The following is a 19633-nucleotide window of genomic DNA, read 5'->3' as shown; positions in this document are numbered from 1 at the left end:
TAACGTATTCTCTTGTTTCACATCTATCACTTACCAGTGGCTTTTAGAGTGTGCCATCTAGAGCTTGGAGAACGTTTAAAGCTTTTTATCAGCACGTAACGCTTTCATCGCTGGTGTCTGTACCACCTGCCAGTCGTCAATGTCATCGTCAGCAGCTTCGTTAGACATATCGTCAGAACCTTTTGCTTTTACATCATCAGCTAGCACCACAAACATGGCCGCCAGATTTTGCGTTTTAGCGAGGTCTAGTGCTTTGTGATAAGGCATCGCGGTAAGGGCAGTTGCCCACGCATCCGCTAATGCAACCGAATCAGCTGCGACAGTGACTGAAGGTGCGCCGCCTGCAATAGGGTTGCCCGTTGTCGGGTCGATAGTATGGCTATAGCGTTTGCCATCGAATATGACGGAGTTGCGATAGTTGCCAGAGGTCGCCAGATGCATTTGGCTAGCCGTATTCTTTGGCTGGCGAATAGCAGATATGGTCTGACGTTCGCTGACAGTACTGCCTTCAATAGGAGCGTCAATGGCAATTTGCCATGGCTGCTGTTGGTTATTCACACCAGAGGTGGCAATCTCACCGCCGATCTCAACCATATAATTACGAATTTGATAATCATCTCTCAGTACGTCAGCGATGACATCGACGCCATAGCCTTTGGCAACGGCAGAAAAATCTAAACCAACGCCGTCTTTGGTTTTATAGATGGTGTCGTCTTTCTTTATGATGCTCTCAAAATCGACCAACGCTTTGGCTTGCGCAATCTCAACGGCAGTCGGCGGACTTTGTAGTCGCTCGACCGTCATGGTACTCCCAAAGCCCCAGGTGTTTACGAGTGGCATAACAGTAGGGTCAAAGGCACCGCCAGATTGCTGATAGACAATTTGTGATACGTCTAGCACACGACTAAAATCAGCATCGATAGTGATAGGTTTGTCTTTGCCCAAACGGTTGAATGTAGATATTGTTGAATCGTTTTGATAGGTAGACATGCTATCGTTAATTTGTTTTAGGCGCTCGTCTACCGCAGCTTGTATGGCAGCTTCGTCCGCATCATCAGGCAACTGATAGCTAATATGATAGCTCGTTCCCATCGTCTCACCGATCAGATAGTTATAGTCTGGGGTTTGCTGGCAAGCACTGAGACCTAAAGTACTAGCAAGGCCAAGGACTCCAACTAGGGTAAGGTGCAGAGGTTTTTTGGAAGATAAGCTGTATATAGTGTTTTTCATAATATTTTCGGTATGGCGTAGAAATGAGTAGGGTGTAAAACAAGCCACGCTTATTTTACACCCCTTGAACCCAAAAATACTAATGAAGGCACCATTCAGCGACAATTCGTTCGGTTGATCGAATTATTTTACTTGTGACTCACGTATGAGCTTATAGAGTTTTGGCGGAGAGACGCGGTTGACCCGTGTTGCCAGTTTTTCTTTGCGACCAGCGACGATAATATATTCTTCTTCCTTGGCGAGCGCCTTCACAACTTGTTTAGCAAACTCAGTCGCAGTTAGACCATTATTGGTTGCCTCATCCATCGTACCTTGTGCGCTACCATCGCCAGTCAATGCATTGATAGAGATGTTGGTCTGAATAAACCCGGGGAATATCGTGGCTACTTCGATACCTTGGTCATGTAGCTCAGCGCGCAAGCTATTTGCCCACATATGCAGTGCCGCCTTGGCTGCTCCATAAGCGCCGCGATATTGCGTACCTAATAGGCCTGCCACACTCGAGACCATCACGACTTTGCCGCCACCTTGTGCAATCATGTCAGGCAGTACCAGTCTAGTAAGGCGCGTCTGAGCAAAATAATCTATTTCCATGATTTGACGCTCGACCTCTTCATCGGTATCCATGATAAGTGCGCGTTGACTGATACCGGCATTATTAATCAGCCAATCGATCTTTCCTGCTTGAGCTATTGCCATCTCATAAGCGGATTTTGCTTGACTGGAATCACTGATATCAAAGGGAATGACAATATGTGTGTCAGCACGCTTGCAGCGTTGTTTGACTGTGTCTAATCTGTCCTGATCACGTCCACTTAAAATAATCCGAGCACCTTTTTTGGCAAAGGCTATGGCAAGGGCTTCTCCAATACCGCTAGAGGCACCTGTAATCCAAATGGTTAGATCTTTGTATTTCGTTTTCATAAGAGTCCTTTCTCAATGTTTAGATAGTCCATAATATAGGATAATAAAGCGACTCTACTAGCTAGATTTGTAGCCTACAACGGCATTACTATGTGTAAAAATCGCACAAAAAAAGAGCCTCAATTGAGACTCTTTTTTTATTCTTAGATTTGTGCTGTTAGATTAAGACTCTAACTTAACCACCGAAATCATCAAGCATGATGTTTTCGTCTTCCACGCCCATGCTGTGTAGCATGTCGATTACGGCAGCGTTCATCATCGGTGGCCCACACATGTAGTATTCACAGTCTTCTGGGTTTGGATGATCTTTCAGATAGTTTTCGAGCAATACATTATGGATAAAGCCTGTTGGACCTTCCCAGTTATCTTCTGGTAATGGGTCAGACAGTGCAACATGCCACTCAAAATTATCGAACTCTTCTTCTAGCTGATCATAGTCTTCAACGTAGAACATCTCACGAATAGAACGAGCACCATACCAGAAGCTAATCTTACGGTCAGTATTCAAACGTTTGAGCTGATCAAAGATATGTGAGCGCATTGGAGCCATACCAGCACCACCACCAACAAAGATCATTTCAGCTTCGGTCTTCTTGGCAAAGAATTCACCATAAGGACCTGAAACTGTCACTTTGTCACCAGGTACTAAGCTAAATACCCATGAAGACATTTTGCCTGGTGGAATACCGTCAGGACCACGTGGCGGTGGACTTGCGATACGGATGTTAAATTTGATGAGGCCTTTCTCTTCAGGATAGTTGGCCATTGAGTAAGCACGGATAACAGGCTCATCAACTTTTGAAACATAGTTGAAGATACCGAATTTTTCCCAGTCTTCTCTATATTCTTCATCAACCACAAAGTCTTTGTAGTGCACTTCATGCGGTGGCGCTTCCAACTGTACATAACCACCAGCGCGGAAGTTTACTTCTTCGCCTTCTGGAATTTTTAGTACCAGCTCTTTAATGAAAGTGGCAACGTTATCGTTAGAAATAACTTCACATTCCCATTTCTGTACATCAAAGAACTCAGGGTCAATTTCAATTTTCATGTCTTGCTTAACAGCTACCTGACAAGCTAAGCGCATGTGATTGCGGATTTCACCTTGAGTAAAATAGCCTTCTTCGGTGGGCAAAATAGAACCACCACCTTCAATAACGCGGCAACGACACTGCGCACAAGTACCACCACCACCACAAGCTGAAGATAAAAATATACCTTCGCCCGCTAGCGTTTGTAGTAGTTTGCCGCCAGCTGGTGTCACCACATCATTATCGGGATTATCATTAATATGGATAGTGACATCGCCTGAACTGACCAGTCTTGAGCGCGCCGCCAAAATAATAGCGACAAGGCCCATGATGATCAAGGTAAACATAGCAACGCCACCAATCGCCGTAGCGTAATCCATGGTAGGTATCCTTAATCTATGGGGTAGGGGTGTGAGGGCATAATCTATGCTGTACCCAAACCTCTACCGAATAAATGAATTAAATAAGTCAAATAGCTAATGAAAGCTTTGAGCTTAGCGGTTTAGATGGACATACCACCGAACGACATAAAGCCGAGCGACATAAGACCAACCGTGATAAAAGTAATACCAAGACCACGCAGCGGTGCTGGAATATCTGAGTATTTGAGCTTTTCACGGATACCCGCCAATGCTGTAATAGCAAGTGCCCAACCGAAGCCTGCACCCACACCATAGACAACAGATTCACCAAAGTTATAGTCACGCTCAACCATAAATAGTACACCACCCAAGATGGCACAGTTTACGGTGATTAGTGGTAAGAATACCCCAAGCGCGTTATATAGACTCGGTACAAACTTGTCCAAAAACATCTCTAGGATCTGTACGGTGGCTGCAATCAAACCGATATAACTTAGCAATCCTAAGAAGCTCAAGTCGATATCAGGGAAACCTGCCCATGCCAGCGCACCATCTTTTAGGATGAACTGAAATAGTAAATTGTTTAGTGGAACGGTAATTGCCATCACGACAACAACCGCAACACCTAGACCAATCGCTGTAGAGACTTTTTTGGATACGGCCAAAAAAGTACACATACCTAAGAAGTAGGCAAGCGCCATGTTCTCAATAAAGACTGAGGTTATAAATAAACTAACATAATGTCCCATTAGTGACCGCCTCCATGTGCCATGCCTTTAGACTGCGGCTTCATTACAAACTCAGCTTCTTCAACTTGTTCTGGTTTCCAGATACGGACAACAGCGATGAACAAACCAATGATAAAGAACGCTGATGGTGGTAACAATAATAGACCGTTTGGTATGTACCAACCGCCATCAGTGACTGGCTGTAGAATCGTAATACCAAACCACGTACCAGCACCCAATAGCTCACGGATAGTTGCGACGAATAGTAATACTGCTGAGTAACCAAGACCGTTACCAATACCATCTAAAAAGCTTGGGATTGGTGGGTTGCTCATCGCAAATGCTTCAGCACGGCCCATCACGATACAGTTAGTGATAATCAGACCAACGAAAACTGACAAACCTTTACTGACGTCATAAGCAACTGCTTTTAGTACCTGATCAACCAAGATAACCAACGAAGCAATAATCGTCATCTGTACGATGATACGAATGCTTGATGGAATCTGCTTACGGATAATCGAGATAAAAAAGCTTGAAAATGCCGTTACCAAGGTCAATGCCACACACATGACCATAGCGTTAGCCATGCTGGTGGTGACAGCCAATGCCGAACAGATACCAAGGATCTGTAGAGCAATTGGGTTATTATCAAAGATAGGCGTGGTTAAAATGCTTTTAGTATCAGCCATGTTATGCCTCCTTGCCGTTTGCTACTGGTAGCTTGGCTGCCAATTCGGTTTTAGGTTGAGCTGCCGGCTTTGATTGACTTGCTTGCGTATCTGCACCTTCAACCGTTTGGCGGCTCTTTTCGCGTAACGTATCTAGATAAGGCTTATAACCTTGCTCGCCTAACCAAAACTGAATCATGTTGCTAACGCCGCGGCTAGTCAATGTCGCACCGCTGATGCCATCAACCCAATTTTCTTTTGGGTTACCAGCTTTGGTTACACCAGTGGCAACGTTACCATTCTCGTCATAAGACTCGATACCGCTCCACTTTGCACGCCATTCTGGCTCTTCGATACGAGCGCCAAGGCCTGGGGTTTCTTTATGCTCGTAGAAACTGATACCTTTGATGGTATTCATGTCACTTTCGAGCGTTAAGAAACCATAGATAGTGCCCCATAGACCGTAGCCCTGAATTGGCAGTACAACTGTTTCTGGCTGACCTGCGTCATCATTTTTGACATAGACTTTGGCATATTTTGGCTTACGGCCAATACCAGCAGGATCGTTGTCACCCAAGTCTTCACTTAGAGCCTGGTTTTTTGTTGCTTGACTGGCGTCATAAGCATTACGATCAGGGATGCCAGCAGTTTTTAGCGCGTCGTCATCGAGATAAGTCCCTTCGTTTAAATCAATGATTTTGACTTCAAAATCTTTAAAACGTTCGGCGACATCATCTGCTGTATCAGACTCAGCGTCATACATATCAGCCGCAACTAAGATGTTTTTGTTGCGGTCTAAACGTGCGTTTTCGACTTGCGCAGGCTTTAGACCAACAGCCACTGCTGAGACCAACACTGAACACACCAAGCATAGCGTCAAAGCCACACTGATGGTTTTCGCGTTATTACTTTTGGGCTTGGACATAGCGAACCCTCCGAGCGGTTTGGCGTTTGATATTTGCTTGAGTCACAAAGTAATCAAACAATGGAGCAAATAAGTTGGCGAATAGAATGGCCAGCATGATACCTTCTGGGAAAGCAGGGTTGATGACGCGAATCAATACGGTCATAAAACCAATCAAGATACCGTAAGCCCAGCGGCCTTTGTTTGTATGCGCAGCTGATACTGGATCAGTTGCCATAAATACAGCACCGAAAGCAAAGCCACCGATAACTAAGTGCCAGTAGAACGGCAAGCTCATCATCATGTTGTCTTCAGAGCCAATCATGTTGAACACAAGAGACGTAGCAATCAGACCGACCACACAACCTGCCATAATGCGCCAAGAAGCAATACGCGTCCATAGCAACACTGCAGCGCCCATTAGGATAGCTAGCGTCGATACTTCACCGATACTGCCTTGCATATTACCTAAGAATGCATCACTCCACGTGATGGCATTACCATAAACATCGACGAAGTCCTGAGGAACCACACCAAGGGCTGCAAGGCCAAGAGGCGTCGCACCTGAGAAACCATCTACTGCTGTCCATACTGAGTCACCAGACATATAGGCTGGATAAGCAAAGTATAAGAATGCACGACCCGATAGGGCAGGGTTAAGGAAGTTTTTACCAGTACCACCGAACACTTCTTTTGCGACAACCACACCGAAGATAATACCTAGGGCAACTTGCCATAAAGGAATATCAGGTGGTAGACATAATGCAAATAGAACTGAAGTCACAAAGAAACCTTCGTTAACTTCGTGTCCACGGACGACAGCAAAGATAATCTCACAGAGAATACCCACTGCAAACGTCACGATATAAATAGGCAAAAACTGCATCGCACCATAGACGAAACTTGCCCAGATACTGTCTGGGTTATAGCCTGCCATGCTAGTGATCACAGTACGCCAGCCTTCAGGCTGTAAGCCAAGCTGAGCGATAGCGGTTAGTGCTTGATGACCAATGTTGTACATACCCCAAAACATCGCTGGGAACGTACATAGCCATACGGTAATCATAATACGTTTTAGGTCAATCCCGTCACGTACATGTGATGACGCATAAGTGGTTGAGCTTGGTTGACGTAAGAACGTATCAAACATCTCAAAAATAGCGTAGTACTTTTCGTGTTTGCCGCCTTTGGTGAAAGATGGCTCCATACGATCGAACATATTGTGTAAAAATTTCATCGTGGTTAGCCCTCCAGCTCAATGCGCGTTAAGTTATCACGCAAAATATCACCGAATTCATATTTGCCAGGAGATACAAAGGTGCATAGTGCCAAATCTTCTTCGTCCAGTTCAAGCACACCCAAATCTACTGCGCTAATGATGTCTTCGACAATCAATGCACGTAGTAATTGAGTTGGTAGGTAATCTTGTGGCATGACTTCTTCATAGACACCGATTGGTACCATCGCTCGCGGTGAGCCGTTACTTGTCGTAGTAAAATCGTACTTTTTACCACCAAAGAACTGCGAAATATAGATAGGCAGTTTTGAGAAGCGGTTTTTACCTGGAGTAAAGAAATGGAACGCAGGACGCTCACGACCTTCAGTCAATACGCTGATCTGATTGTGAAAACGACCCAGATAGGCGATGTTTTCAAACACCTTGCGACCAGACAATACTGAACCTGAAATGATACGGTTCTCGCCAGCAGCCAGCTTACCTTTGGTCAATGCAGTAATATCAGCACCACGTTCAGTCATAACCAACTGCGGGTTAGTGACCGCAGGTCCTGCTAAACTCACCATGCGGCGCGTATATAGACGGCCTGTCGTAAACAATTTACCGATGGCAATCACGTCTTGATAACCAATCGTCCATACGGTCACACCGCGGCTGATAGGATGTAAGAAATGAATATGCGTACCAGCAAGACCAGCTGGATGCTTACCAGCAAAACCATGATATTCAGTGACGTTATTCGCTGCAGTTTTTGCAACTGGCGTCAGTTGGGTATCGCCGTGATGGCAGACAAAGGTCTTTGGACTAAGCGTAGATAATACAGCAAGTCCATCATTGAACGCTTGTAGCTGCTCATTGATCACAAGCATCGGGTCAAAGGCAAGTGGATTGGTATCCATTGCTGTGACAAAGATAGCATGTGGACGAGCGCCGATTTCGGGTGCGCGGCTATAAGGACGCGTACGGAACGTCGTCCATTCGCCAGAGGCAATCAGTTGGGTTTCAACGACTTCAGAGTCTAGGTCAGCAAGCTGCTGTGAGTCATAGCGCTCAAAGTCTACTTCTTCACCATTGGGGTCGACCGCAATCACAAGACTCTCAAACACTCGACGTTCGCCACGTTTAACAGCGACGACCTTACCGGCAGCAGGGGCAGTGTAGATCACGCCAACACGTTTTTTGTCTTCATAAACGGGCTGACCTTTGGCTACAATGTCACCTTCTTTGACATTCATAGTGGGCTTCATACCCACATAATCATAGCCAACAAGTGCTACATGTGTCGGTTGGTGCTCAGATATCTCGCGGGAGGGTTCACCAGTGATGGGCAAATCCAAACCTTTTTTGATGGTAATCATAAGCGAAAACTTAGTCCATAGTCTAAAACGATACCAGACGTCCTGTTTGGTATATCGGTAGCATGAACATTTGTATCACTCAATAAAGCCTTCAATCGTCTATTTCCTTTATAGTGAAATAGGGATGAAAGCTCTGTGAAGACAATACATGATCATAACTACTAGTAAGAGTATTAACGCTGACCTTAGACTCCTTAACAACACGTTAATGTCTTATTCGAATTACCAAAGTGGCGACTGGCTACCAAGGTGTATGCTAAAACCGCTTCATCAAAATCAATCGCTACAGCACATGGCTAAAAGAGACTGGTTTAAATATAAATGGCTTTATCACACGTTTCATTGAAATTTAAAACTTGTAACACCAGTATGTTTGACCATCTCTCGTTCACTAATATCGTCTAAAGATATTCGATAGAATAAGAGTGTGGCCAAATAACGATCTATTAAGGTAGATGATATACTGGTTAAAAGACAAACTAGCTAAGCAACTGATAAGCAAACCTCACTTATTATAAGCTGCTATAGTTTTAATCGTAACGGTTTTAATATAGTTAGCTAGTGATAGGGACTTGCAAGACATCTAATTAAGGTTAAATACCGCAGAATCGATGGTTTAGAGACTATTGGTTGAGATTTTTTCAGATAGTCCTTTTTAGCAATTTCTTGGCCAATATTTTATTGGCGTATTGAGCGATTGCTCGATCCATCCTGATCACCATGCTGTATTAGTGAGTTGTAACAACTCAACAAAAAGCGTAACACATGGTTACTATCACATAGAAACAAATAAAAATTTACCTAGGATTATACGCTAAATTGACCTAAAATTGCCAGTCAGTAATAGAATTTAACGATTGTTGGTAGTGATTCTACGTACTAAAACTTATGGTTATGATTGTCTAGTTTCTGTCTTTCTTATTTGTATTCAAACAGATTGCTAACTTAGCGATGTCTTGGTTTTCGATCTGTCCATAATTTATGCTACTTTTAAGCAGCGTTTTCTCTCGTTATTTGACGCTTCGATAACGTTTCATTCTCAAAATTTTAATTTACTAAATTTATTGCCAATCTTGTGCTTTATAAGGAATGCTATATGTGTGCTGTGCCTGTCATTATCCCGGCTATTGATTTAAAAGATGGTAAGTGTGTACGTTTAAAACAAGGCCGTATGGAAGATGATACGGTGTTCTCTGATGACCCAGTTGCCATGGCAGCGCGTTGGGTAGATGAAGGCGCGCGTCGCTTGCATTTGGTCGATTTGAATGGTGCTTTTGATGGCGTGCCAGTACATAGACAAGTGGTCAATGATATCACCAAAGCCTATCCGAACCTGCCTATTCAATTGGGCGGCGGTGTACGTAACATGAACACTATCGAGCAGTATATTACCGCAGGTTTGACGTATATCATCATCGGTACAAAAGCCGTTGAAGATCCTGATTTTGTCGCGGAAGCTTGCCGCGAATTTGCAGGGCATATCATCGTCGGTATCGACGCCAAAGACGGTATGGTAGCCACTCATGGCTGGGCAAACGTGACAGATACCAAAGCGACCGAGCTTGCTAAGCGCTTTGCAGACGTCGGCGTGTCATCGATTGTTTATACTGATATCGCGCGCGATGGCATGATGCAGGGCGTCAACGTTGAACAAACCGTTAATTTGGCGCGCGAAGGCGGACTACCTGTGATTGCATCAGGTGGCGTTACCGATATGAAAGATATCGAGCTGCTAAAGCCTTACGGTGACTGTATCGAAGGTATCATCACTGGCCGCGCTATCTATGAAGGCACGTTGAATTTGAGCGAAGCGCAGCTTTATTTAGATAGCTAAATCCAGATAGCCAGTTACCAATAACAAGCTAAGCGAGAAAAATCCGTAAAAAATAAAGGATGCTTATGGCCACTTATATTGACCGTCCGATAGTACGCAGTTTTATAAAAGCGTGGAGTCAAATGGTGTTGCTACTAAGCATCCTTTTTGCGTGTTCAGCGCATGCTGCCAGTGAAGAAATTTCTGGTATCGCAACGGCGTTAGGTATAGAGACAACTGAAGGGGTAGAGACGACAGAGGCAAGCGTATCTAACGATAATTCTGCCACATCAGAAAATGAAGCATCAACAGTTGATACTACAGAACTGGACAGCTCATTGCCAGCACCAGCTACGCCACCAATAATCAGTGGCGAAAGCACTAATAATGCTCAAATCGAGACCACACCAACACCGCAAAAAGACAACGATATTCGTCAACGTATCAGCGGTATTTTCTCTGAAATCGAAGGTTTACAAGCCGTCAATGTTAGTGTCATCCAAGGCGTTGTTACCCTAACTGGGGAAACAGCTAACGAAAAAAAAGCACAGCAAGCGATTAATTTAACCAACCGACTAACAGATGTTGTTACTGTAGAAGATAGAATTAACCGCACGTTAGATGTTCAAGAGAATGTCTCAACGGTCTATCAAGGTCTAAAAGCGCAGGTGACCAATCTTGTGAAGGCGCTACCGCTACTATTGGTCGGCATCGTTATATTTGCCTTGGTAGCATGGTTTGGTAGCTGGTTATCTAGACGCAAAAAAATGTGGCAACGCCTGACACCCAATCCCTTCGTCGCTGAATTACTTTCGCAAACGGTAAAAGTTATCTTTATCATTTTTGGTCTGATTTTAGCGTTGAGCTTAATCGGGGCGGAGACCATCTTAGGCACATTGCTGGGCGGTGCAGGTGTCATTGGTATTGCGGTTGGTTTTGCAGTCAAAGATACGATCGAAAACTACATCGCTTCATTAATGCTCAGTATTCGGCAGCCTTTTCGTGCCCGTGATCATATCGTGATTAATGGACAAGAGGGCATCGTGGTTCGTTTGACCTCGCGCGCGACGATACTGATGACATTAGATGGTAATCAGTTACGTATTCCTAATGCTGAAGTCTTTAAAGGTACGATCTTAAATTACACCAAAAACCCTGAGCGCCGATTTACTTTTGAATTGGGCGTTGATGCCAATGATGATCCTTTAGCAGCAATCAAAGTCGGATTGGATGCGATACATACGCTGACGTTTGTGTTGGATGAGCCCAAAGCGATTGCGGTCATTACCAATGTGGGCGATTCTAATATTGTTTTGGAATTTCAGGTTTGGGTAGACCAATCAGAGACTGACTTTGCCAAAGCACGCAGTATCGCCATTCGTGAGACCAAGCATGCACTAGAAGATAAAGGCTTTAGCTTACCTGAGCCTATCTATCGTCTGCGCTTCAACAATAAGTTAGAAAAAGCCTTTGAGCACATGCAAAGCAGTGTCAGCAATGCTAATAATATTCAATCTGATATGACGATTACGCCGACTATCCCTAAGCCTGCTGAAACAAATCAGGTCAGCGAGAGTCATACGGATGACCAAGATAAAAAACAAGCCAAGGCTCGAGCCAAAACCATTTTGCAAGGTCGCAGTGCTAATGAGGTTCTCGACGCCCGTCCTGACGACAAGCTGATGGAAAAGGTTGAGCAAGAGATTGCTCAAAGCTCAGATGAGACTGACTTATTGAATAATAATAGCCCGCAAGAATAGGTATTAGACGTTAAATAAAATTTAGGCATAAAAAGTGCAACAGAATCTATATTTGGTGGTTATTCAAATACGGGGCTTTTTATGGAAATGAAACACGTCATTATCTTTGCAGTAATTGGTATTGTGGCATTGCTTGGCTTTAACATTATCAATGGTAATAGTCGCGAACAAAACAGAGAGATCGCAGCCAGTAGCGTAGCGGCTGAACAGCCTGATTCTACAGTAGTTACCTCTGATACAGATATTATTAGCCAGCCACTTAGTCAACAGCCGAAAGCTATCGTAGATAGTGCTACTAGCAAAATTGACCAAGCACAGCAAGCCGAACAAGACCGTGTAGATCAATTGGACGATGCGCAATAGGCACAATAAATAGCTATATCATATATAACTCAAAAGTACACAGCATAAAAAAGGCTAACGATTACGTTAGCCTTTTTTATAGTATTACAAAATTAATATTTCGGTATCAGTCTAAGCTTAGCTTTTTTTGGCAGCGCCTCTGCGGTTGCTGCTTCTTTTCGCTGGGGTTTTCTTAGGCTGTTCTTTCTTCGGTTGACCTTTTTTGCTTTGGTTCATTGCACTAGATTGCAATTTAGCCTTCAAATCAAAATCAATTTGTAGCAGGTCCATGTTGACACCCGCAACCTTCACTTTAACCGAATCGCCCAGTCCAAATAGCGTGCCTTTATCCTTACCGATAAGCTGCTGTTGCTGCTCATCGTAGACAAAGAAGTCATCGCCAACGTTTGAAATATGAACCAAACCATCAATATATAAGTCAGTCAATGTGACGAATAGACCAAAGCTAGTAACCGTAGTCACAACGCCTTCAAACTCTTCACCGACATGATCGGTCATATAGTGACACTTGAGCCAAGACTCTACATAACGTGATGCTTTTTCTGCACGGCGTTCTGTATCTGATGTTTGTGTACCAGCACCTTCAAGAGAAAAGTCCATAACAGGCTGTGGGCTATTAGTGACTTTTGCCTTAATCGCACGATGCAGCATCAAATCTGGATAACGGCGAATTGGCGAGGTAAAGTGGCTATATTCATCATATGCTAAGCCAAAGTGACCAATATTGTCAGGTGCATAGTTTGCTTGCATCATTGAACGCAGCAGCATGCTATGAATACTGATGGCATCTGGTCTATCTTTAGTCGCTTCGATAATGCGCTGATAATCCGCTTGCGTTGGATTTTCTTCTGGGAATGGTAAGCCAAAGTTTTTCGCATATTCATGAATACGCATCGACTTCTCATTATCAGGCTTATCATGGTTACGATACAAAACTGGTAACTCATGCTTAAGCGCGAAGTTTGCAGCACAAGTATTGGCAAGGAGCATACACTCTTCGATTAGCTTCTGAGAGTCGCCACGAGTACGTGGTAAAATCGCTTCGATTCCGCCTTTCTCATTGAACTTGATATACGTTTCAACCGTTTCAAATTCCATTGCATGACGTTCTTCACGCTTTTTAAGTAGTAGCTCATACAATTGATGTAAGGTGTCAACAGATTTTTTAACGTCTTTATTACCCGTTAATGATTTAGGTAGTCTCTTATCATTCGGGTTCACAAGATAATCATTTACTTGATTATAGGTGAGACGTGCTTGTGAGTGCATCACTGACGGATAGAATTCATATCCAGTCACTTTACCAGCGCGCGATATCTTGATATCAGCAACCATACATAAGCGATCTAGATTAGGGTTCAATGAACATAGACCGTTAGATAACACTTCAGGCAACATCGGAATCACGCGATGCGGGAAGTATACTGAAGTACCACGCTCATAGGCATCTTGGTCAAGTGGTGAATTCGGTGTCACATAATAGCTGACATCCGCAATCGCAACCACAACACGGTAGTTACCACCAGAACGCTTTTCAGCAAATACAGCATCATCAAAGTCACGAGCATCTTCGCCATCGATAGTGACAAGCGGTAGATGACGTATATCTGTACGGCCTTTTATGTCTTTCTCAGTTGGCTCTTGATAGTCATCAGCTTGCTTAAGCGCAGCTTCGCTAAAATCTGATGGAATATCATAGTTGAGCAGGGTAGTCTCAATAATCAATTCACGATCATTATCGTCAGACAGCACTTCAGTGATTTTTCCAGTGGCAAATTCATGCTGGTTTGGCCAGTCAATGATATCGACTTTGACAGGAGCGCCTTGCTTGATATTTAGCGCCTGAACATTGTCATCAGTAACCGTAATCGGTTGATGATTATTTGGGCTACCAAGCTCAACACAATAGCCGTCTTCATCACGAGCAAGTGTACCGATAAAGTTGTTTTGACGACGTTCGACAACATCAACGATACGCCCTTCGGTACGCCCACGATTGTCTGTCGAAGTGCCGACTGCTGCTACTGTATCGCCATTGAATACCCAGCGCATTTGTTTTTCATGCAAAAACAAATCTGGCATATCACTTAGCACCACAAATCCAAAACCTTTTGGATGTGCAGAAACTGTACCTGAAACGATATCTTGCTTGGTCACTGTGCGATAGCGATAAGGACGACCATCACGATTTACTTGGCCATCACGCGCCATTGCTTTTAGGCGATTGCCCAAAGCATCAAACTGATCAGGATCATCAATATTAAAGGCTTTTGCCAATTGTTGATGCGTAACTTCCCCATGCTCGTTAATCGTGCTGAGTATCAGCTCACGACTAGGAATCGGGTTGTCATATTTTTTTGCCTCACTTGAGGCGTTTGGATCATTCCAACTCATAAATTACCGTATCTATTTTTAAAATTATTAATAGTGGCTATCTTAACACGAACGACGTTGCAATATCTTGCGTCAATTGTCTTATGTGTATTCGGTAGCAGGAAGCGGTCAGTTTTCTGGCGACCGCTATAGGAATAAATCAAATATCGATATCGACATTGCTCGATTGGTTAGCGATTTTTTTACTATCCAACTCTTTTGAGACTTCTAATACCGTAGTCTGATTTGATTTATCCAAGTATTTTTGTGCTTTATCTACTTCCGTGGTCAGTGTATTGACCGTTTGCTTCATATTCTCTAGCGCTTCAATTTTATAATTGCTAATCATATCCATAGTGTCGTAGACATTATTGAAGGCATTTTGCAGTTTATCAAGCTCAATGCTACTGCTGGTCGCCTGCTCGTGAATCTCACCTGACTGACGTTTGAGCATCGCTGAGGTTGATTCAATCAAACTACTGGTCGTTTTATTCAAGGCAGTGATTTGATCTAATACCAATTTTTGATTGGTCATTGCTTGAGCAACGACCACAGCCGTGCGTAATGCAGACACAGTAGTTGTGGTTGCACGATCGACACCTTTAATTAGCTCTAAGTTATTACGGCGAATGGTATCAAGCGCCAAATAGCCTTGTACATTCACTGCTAACTGAGTTAAAAAATCAGTGTTTTTTTGACGGACATAAAACAGCATTTCTTCTTTAATGATGCGCGCTTTTTCTGGATCTGTTGCTTCTATCGCATAGACCTTTTGCTCAAGTTGCTCATCAATCTTTTTGCCAACGTAGACATATTGGCGAATAGACTGCATCAGCTCCCACATATTGACTTTTTCTTGCTCAATCATCGCATTGTCTTTGAGCAATTCATCTTTACCATTGTAGAGGCTGGTAACGACCGCATTGATATGTGATTGTGCTGATTCATACTGACGGAAATAATCTTGCACTTTATTACCGAACGGAATGAGACCGAACAGCTTGCGTGAGCTGGTAAGCTCCTTTTTGCTTGGATCTAAGTCTTCGACAATCCCGCGTAGTTCTGTCAACGATTTAGCAATAGGGGAATTATCAAATAAGCTGTCATTGAGACTTTTTGCGGGCAAATCTAACATTCGGTTAGATACTTGTGCAGATTCGCGAATCTCTTTGGTACCTAGATTATGAATAGACTGCACGTTCTGTCGAAATTCATCGCTATGCACAGAGTTGGTCAGCACATGATCAACAAAAGCATCAACCTTGGCATCGAGCTCAGGAATTTGGCTTTCATCCAATTTGACCATCTGATCTGCTTCACTTTTCTGTATTTCTTTGACAGGTTCAGGTGCTGTTAGAGAAATACTGGGAGTTGTAGCGTTTTCTGGTGGCGTCAATTCTTGCATGAAATATCCTCTGATATCGGAGAAGGGAGTGTTTTTTGTCAACGACTCTGACAGTCGTGATATACATTGTTTTTATTTATATACTTAGCTTTTTTACACTTATAAATTGTCTTTAGCTCATACTAATTTTTATCAAATGATCATTAGTGACTGCTAAATGCTGACTAGCAAATATAACTAGACCTTTAGATTACCGTGTAATCAGAAAGTTGAGAAGGTGGATTTTGTAAAATAGCGTCAGTCAATGATGCTAGGCTATTATGTTCAGTACAGCTATGTCCATTACAGCAGTTTTTGAGTCCGAATAATAAAAAACCATCAATATCCCGCAGCATATTGATGGTTAGAGTTATAAATAGCTATATAGACTAACAGCCACCACTCAAAGCAATCCGATAGACAGATTACTTTTTCTTAGTGGGTCCAAGCAGCATACCCATCTGACGACCTTCCATCTTAGGGTACTGTTCGACGTTTGAGATATCAGCAGTATCTTCAATGATACGATCAAGTTGTTTGCGACCGATATCTTGGTGCGCCATTTCACGTCCGCGGAAACGGATGCTAATTTTAACTTTGTCTTGATCTTCCAAGAAGCTCACGATTTTTCTCAGTTTAACCTGATAATCGGCCTCTTCGGTACTAGGACGTAGCTTCATCTCTTTAAGCTGAGTCTGCTTTTGGTTTTTCTTAGCTTCTTTAGCCTTTTGCTTTTGATCATAGAGGAAATGCTTATAATCCATGATCTTACATACTGGCGGCTTAGCTTCAGGAACTAATTCAACCAAATCTAGATTTTCATCACGTGCCGCTTTCATCGCGGTTGCGATATCAACCACGCCCATTTGCTCGCCATCTTCTTTAACGAGACGGACTTCTTTGACATTGATATCTTCGTTGATGTTCAAACGGTTGGACTGTTTAATAGGTATTACTCCTCATCTGTTTTTGGGGTCTGTCGGCCTTTTTTACTGACAGCGGTCTGTACTAATGTAATAAATTCAGAAACACTCATCACGCCAAGGTTCTCACCTTCGCGAGTTCGGACGTTAACACTGCCCGATTCGACTTCTTTATCCCCTAATACTAGCATATAGGGAATACGTTCTAATGTTTTCTCTCGTATCTTAAATCCAATCTTTTCGTTACGCAAGTCGCTAATAGCGCGCAAACCTGCATTTTTAAGCTCGCTAACCACGTTTTCACATGCATCAGCCTGTTTATCAGTGATGTTCATGACCACAACTTGCTGCGGTGCTAGCCATACTGGCATCCAACCTGCGTAGTTTTCGATCAAAATACCAATGAAACGCTCAAATGAACCTAAGATTGCACGGTGCAACATAATAGGTACTTCACGATCGTTCTGCTCATTGACGAACTCAGCATCTAGTCGTTCAGGCATGTTTGGATCAACCTGAATGGTACCGCACTGCCAAATACGTCCTAATGAATCCTTCAGACTGAACTCAATCTTTGGACCATAGAATGCACCTTCGCCAGGTAAGTAATCCCAGTCTAGCCCTGAGCTATCAAGCGCATCTGCTAGCGCTTTTTCTGCAAAGTCCCAAGACTCATCACTACCAACACGCTTTTCAGGGCGGGTAGAAAGCTTCATAATAATATTATCAAAGCCGAAATCTTCATAGACAGCAAGCGTTAGCTTAATAAAGTCAGCGACTTCTTGTTGAATCTGTGCCTGCGTACAGAATATATGCGCATCATCTTGAGTAAAACCACGTACACGCATCAAACCATGCAATGAACCTGATGGCTCGTTGCGATGACAAGAACCAAACTCAGCCATACGCAGTGGCAAATCACGATAAGACTTTAAGCCTTGGTTAAACACTTGCACGTGACAAGGACAGTTCATCGGTTTTACCGCATAATCACGGTTTTCACTAGAAGTCGTGAACATATTGGTTGCATAGTTGCCCCAATGTCCTGAACGCTCCCACAAGCTGCGATCAACGATTTGAGGTGTTTTAATCTCTTCGTAGCCATTATCGTACTGTACTTTACGCATATATTGCTCAAGTACTTGATAAATCGTCCAGCCATTGGCGTGCCAGAACACCATACCTGGCGCTTGCTCTTGCATATGAAATAGGTTCAGCGCTTTACCGATTTTACGATGGTCACGTTTTTCTGCTTCTTCAATACGCTGGATATAAGCTTTTAACTGTTTCTTATCAGCCCACGCAGTACCATAGATACGCTGTAACTGCTCATTTTTCGCATCGCCGCGCCAATAAGCACCTGACATTTTTGTCAGTTTAAATACTTTCAAAAAGCGCGTGTTTGGCACATGCGGACCACGGCACATATCGACGTATTCTTGATGATGATATAGACCAAAGGCTTCTTCACCTGGCATATCATTAATAAGCTTTAACTTATAGTCTTCATTACGTGATTCAAATATCTCAATCGCTTCGGCACGTGGCGTCATTTTTTTGATAACGTCATAATCTTGCTTGATCAGCTCCATCATGCGTTTTTCAATGGCCTCCATATGCTCAGGCGTAAATGGCGTTTCACTAAAGATATCGTAATAAAAACCATCATCAATAACAGGACCAATGACCATTTTCACATCAGGGTATAGCTGCTTAACAGCATGACCTAATAGGTGAGCGCATGAGTGACGAATAATATCGACACCGTCGTCGTCTTTTGGCGTTACGATTTCAACATTGGCATCAGCGACGATAGGATCATGTGCATCTACCAGATGACCATTTACACGTCCAGCAACTGTCGCTTTAGCGAGTCCTGTCCCAATACTTTGCGCCACTTCCATGACTGTTGTATGACCTTCAAAGTCTTTTACACTACCATCGGGTAAAGTAATCGCTACCATAATCTATTCGCCTATTATTGGGTCCGTTGGCAGTGATGATTGCAACCATCAATCATATAACCGTGAGACCACGTCAATTATATCTAATCATTGTGATATGTTGTGAGAGAGACGCATTACCTAGAGTCTTAATATGACTATATATGCTAGAAATAATGTATGGCTCGAAGCCAGTCAATCAATAGCATTGCAGCAAAATGCATTTCGCTATAGAAGTAATATAACAGCCAACATATATAAGTAATGCAGCAAAATACCTATTATAGCAAAAACCGTCTCTCAACACTAGATATCAAGGGATTGCGTGACGACTAATATGAGAGCCATATCTTATGATAAAGGTAGTATCAAATACTGCACTATATAGGACAGTATATTGAAAGCGTCATATAAGCCTGAATAACTTAGCTTATATATAGTGCTGATTATATGAATATCAACATTGAAAAATATGAGAGACAATTTGCTCAGGGGAAATACTCAAGAATGACAGAACGAATAGATCCAGTCATAAGGATTAGATAAAGCTTACCTTTACTAAAAATTGTTGAATTAAGTCGTATTGCACACTATTATTAAAGAAAATAAACAACCTCGAATTTATAACC

General features: G+C 43.0%; 15 protein-coding genes. 3 read left to right on the top strand and 12 right to left on the bottom strand.

The genetic code is table 11. The features are described from left to right. Positions 1 to 75: 75 nt before the first annotated feature. From CXF60_RS05205 to CXF60_RS05170, 8 genes are all read right to left on the bottom strand, one after another. On the bottom strand, positions 76 to 1230 hold the full coding sequence (locus tag CXF60_RS05205; RefSeq protein WP_102091067.1) for an FAD:protein FMN transferase: 1155 nt from the start codon (positions 1228 to 1230) through the stop codon (positions 76 to 78). Positions 1231 to 1353: 123 nt separating this feature from the next. Further along, entirely contained in the window at positions 1354 to 2154 is an 801-nt protein-coding gene (locus CXF60_RS05200; protein ID WP_101204728.1) for an SDR family oxidoreductase, read from the bottom strand. Between the two features lie 175 nt (positions 2155 to 2329). Then, complete coding sequence (nqrF, locus tag CXF60_RS05195) at positions 2330 to 3565, bottom strand: NADH:ubiquinone reductase (Na(+)-transporting) subunit F (protein ID WP_102078341.1); 1236 nt, start codon at positions 3563 to 3565, stop codon at positions 2330 to 2332. A 122-nt stretch (positions 3566 to 3687) separates the two neighbouring features. Beyond that, positions 3688 to 4296 (bottom strand): NADH:ubiquinone reductase (Na(+)-transporting) subunit E, encoded by a 609-nt coding sequence (nqrE, locus tag CXF60_RS05190; protein ID WP_011281361.1) that lies wholly within the window; start codon positions 4294 to 4296, stop codon positions 3688 to 3690. Further along, positions 4296 to 4967, bottom strand: a complete 672-nt coding sequence (locus CXF60_RS05185) for an NADH:ubiquinone reductase (Na(+)-transporting) subunit D (protein ID WP_057762168.1) — start codon at positions 4965 to 4967, stop codon at positions 4296 to 4298. Before CXF60_RS05185 ends, nqrE begins: the two co-directional genes overlap by 1 nt. Position 4968: 1 nt before the next feature. After that, positions 4969 to 5871 carry a Na(+)-translocating NADH-quinone reductase subunit C gene (locus CXF60_RS05180; RefSeq protein WP_102091066.1) on the bottom strand — a complete coding sequence of 301 codons (903 nt, stop codon included), beginning with the start codon at positions 5869 to 5871 and terminating at the stop codon, positions 4969 to 4971. Then, complete coding sequence (locus tag CXF60_RS05175) at positions 5852 to 7087, bottom strand: NADH:ubiquinone reductase (Na(+)-transporting) subunit B (RefSeq protein WP_057762164.1); 1236 nt, start codon at positions 7085 to 7087, stop codon at positions 5852 to 5854. The genes CXF60_RS05180 and CXF60_RS05175 overlap by 20 nt, the downstream gene beginning before the upstream one ends. Before the next feature lie 5 nt (positions 7088 to 7092). After that, positions 7093 to 8445, bottom strand: a complete 1353-nt coding sequence (locus tag CXF60_RS05170) for a Na(+)-translocating NADH-quinone reductase subunit A (protein ID WP_102091065.1) — start codon at positions 8443 to 8445, stop codon at positions 7093 to 7095. 1096 nt (positions 8446 to 9541) lie between these two features. On the opposite strand from CXF60_RS05170, the gene hisA reads away from it, so the two are divergent. From hisA to CXF60_RS05155, 3 genes are all read left to right on the top strand, one after another. Further along, positions 9542 to 10279 carry a 1-(5-phosphoribosyl)-5-[(5-phosphoribosylamino)methylideneamino]imidazole-4-carboxamide isomerase gene (gene hisA / locus CXF60_RS05165; RefSeq protein WP_102091064.1) on the top strand — a complete coding sequence of 246 codons (738 nt, stop codon included), beginning with the start codon at positions 9542 to 9544 and terminating at the stop codon, positions 10277 to 10279. Between the two features lie 65 nt (positions 10280 to 10344). Further along, entirely contained in the window at positions 10345 to 12018 is a 1674-nt protein-coding gene (locus CXF60_RS05160) for a mechanosensitive ion channel family protein (RefSeq protein WP_102091063.1), read from the top strand. Between the two features lie 81 nt (positions 12019 to 12099). After that, positions 12100 to 12381, top strand: a complete 282-nt coding sequence (locus CXF60_RS05155; protein WP_102091062.1) for a hypothetical protein — start codon at positions 12100 to 12102, stop codon at positions 12379 to 12381. A gap of 117 nt (positions 12382 to 12498) precedes the next feature. On the opposite strand, the gene rnr is transcribed toward CXF60_RS05155, so the two are convergent. The 4 genes from rnr to thrS all read right to left on the bottom strand — a co-directional run bounded on the left by rnr (position 12499) and on the right by thrS (position 19025). Beyond that, positions 12499 to 14775, bottom strand: coding sequence for a ribonuclease R (gene rnr, locus CXF60_RS05150; RefSeq protein ID WP_101204722.1), 2277 nt, complete (start codon positions 14773 to 14775; stop codon positions 12499 to 12501). 139 nt (positions 14776 to 14914) lie between these two features. Next, entirely contained in the window at positions 14915 to 16159 is a 1245-nt protein-coding gene (locus CXF60_RS05145) for a toxic anion resistance protein (protein ID WP_102091061.1), read from the bottom strand. A 404-nt stretch (positions 16160 to 16563) separates the two neighbouring features. Then, positions 16564 to 17067, bottom strand: coding sequence for a translation initiation factor IF-3 (gene infC / locus CXF60_RS05140; RefSeq protein WP_057762155.1), 504 nt, complete (start codon positions 17065 to 17067; stop codon positions 16564 to 16566). A 23-nt stretch (positions 17068 to 17090) separates the two neighbouring features. After that, on the bottom strand, positions 17091 to 19025 hold the full coding sequence (thrS, locus tag CXF60_RS05135) for a threonine--tRNA ligase (RefSeq protein ID WP_102091060.1): 1935 nt from the start codon (positions 19023 to 19025) through the stop codon (positions 17091 to 17093). Positions 19026 to 19633 lie beyond the last annotated feature (608 nt).

It is taken from the genome of Psychrobacter sp. 4Bb (assembly GCF_002836735.1).
Lineage (GTDB): Bacteria > Pseudomonadota > Gammaproteobacteria > Pseudomonadales > Moraxellaceae > Psychrobacter.
This window is presented reverse-complemented; position numbering and strand designations above follow the sequence as displayed.

What these genes read in the sequence shown, in the direction of transcription:
- CXF60_RS05180 (WP_102091066.1), bottom strand. Translation starts at nt 5,871, where the DNA reads ATGTCCAAGCCCAAAAGTAATAACGCGAAAACCATCAGTGTGGCTTTG.
- nqrE (WP_011281361.1), bottom strand. Translation starts at nt 4,296, where the DNA reads ATGGGACATTATGTTAGTTTATTTATAACCTCAGTCTTTATTGAGAAC.
- CXF60_RS05175 (WP_057762164.1), bottom strand. Translation starts at nt 7,087, where the DNA reads ATGAAATTTTTACACAATATGTTCGATCGTATGGAGCCATCTTTCACC.
- CXF60_RS05200 (WP_101204728.1), bottom strand. Translation starts at nt 2,154, where the DNA reads ATGAAAACGAAATACAAAGATCTAACCATTTGGATTACAGGTGCCTCT.
- CXF60_RS05155 (WP_102091062.1), top strand. Translation starts at nt 12,100, where the DNA reads ATGGAAATGAAACACGTCATTATCTTTGCAGTAATTGGTATTGTGGCA.
- nqrF (WP_102078341.1), bottom strand. Translation starts at nt 3,565, where the DNA reads ATGGATTACGCTACGGCGATTGGTGGCGTTGCTATGTTTACCTTGATC.
- CXF60_RS05160 (WP_102091063.1), top strand. Translation starts at nt 10,345, where the DNA reads ATGGCCACTTATATTGACCGTCCGATAGTACGCAGTTTTATAAAAGCG.
- thrS (WP_102091060.1), bottom strand. Translation starts at nt 19,025, where the DNA reads ATGGTAGCGATTACTTTACCCGATGGTAGTGTAAAAGACTTTGAAGGT.
- CXF60_RS05170 (WP_102091065.1), bottom strand. Translation starts at nt 8,445, where the DNA reads ATGATTACCATCAAAAAAGGTTTGGATTTGCCCATCACTGGTGAACCC.
- CXF60_RS05145 (WP_102091061.1), bottom strand. Translation starts at nt 16,159, where the DNA reads ATGCAAGAATTGACGCCACCAGAAAACGCTACAACTCCCAGTATTTCT.
- rnr (WP_101204722.1), bottom strand. Translation starts at nt 14,775, where the DNA reads ATGAGTTGGAATGATCCAAACGCCTCAAGTGAGGCAAAAAAATATGAC.
- CXF60_RS05205 (WP_102091067.1), bottom strand. Translation starts at nt 1,230, where the DNA reads ATGAAAAACACTATATACAGCTTATCTTCCAAAAAACCTCTGCACCTT.
- hisA (WP_102091064.1), top strand. Translation starts at nt 9,542, where the DNA reads ATGTGTGCTGTGCCTGTCATTATCCCGGCTATTGATTTAAAAGATGGT.
- CXF60_RS05185 (WP_057762168.1), bottom strand. Translation starts at nt 4,967, where the DNA reads ATGGCTGATACTAAAAGCATTTTAACCACGCCTATCTTTGATAATAAC.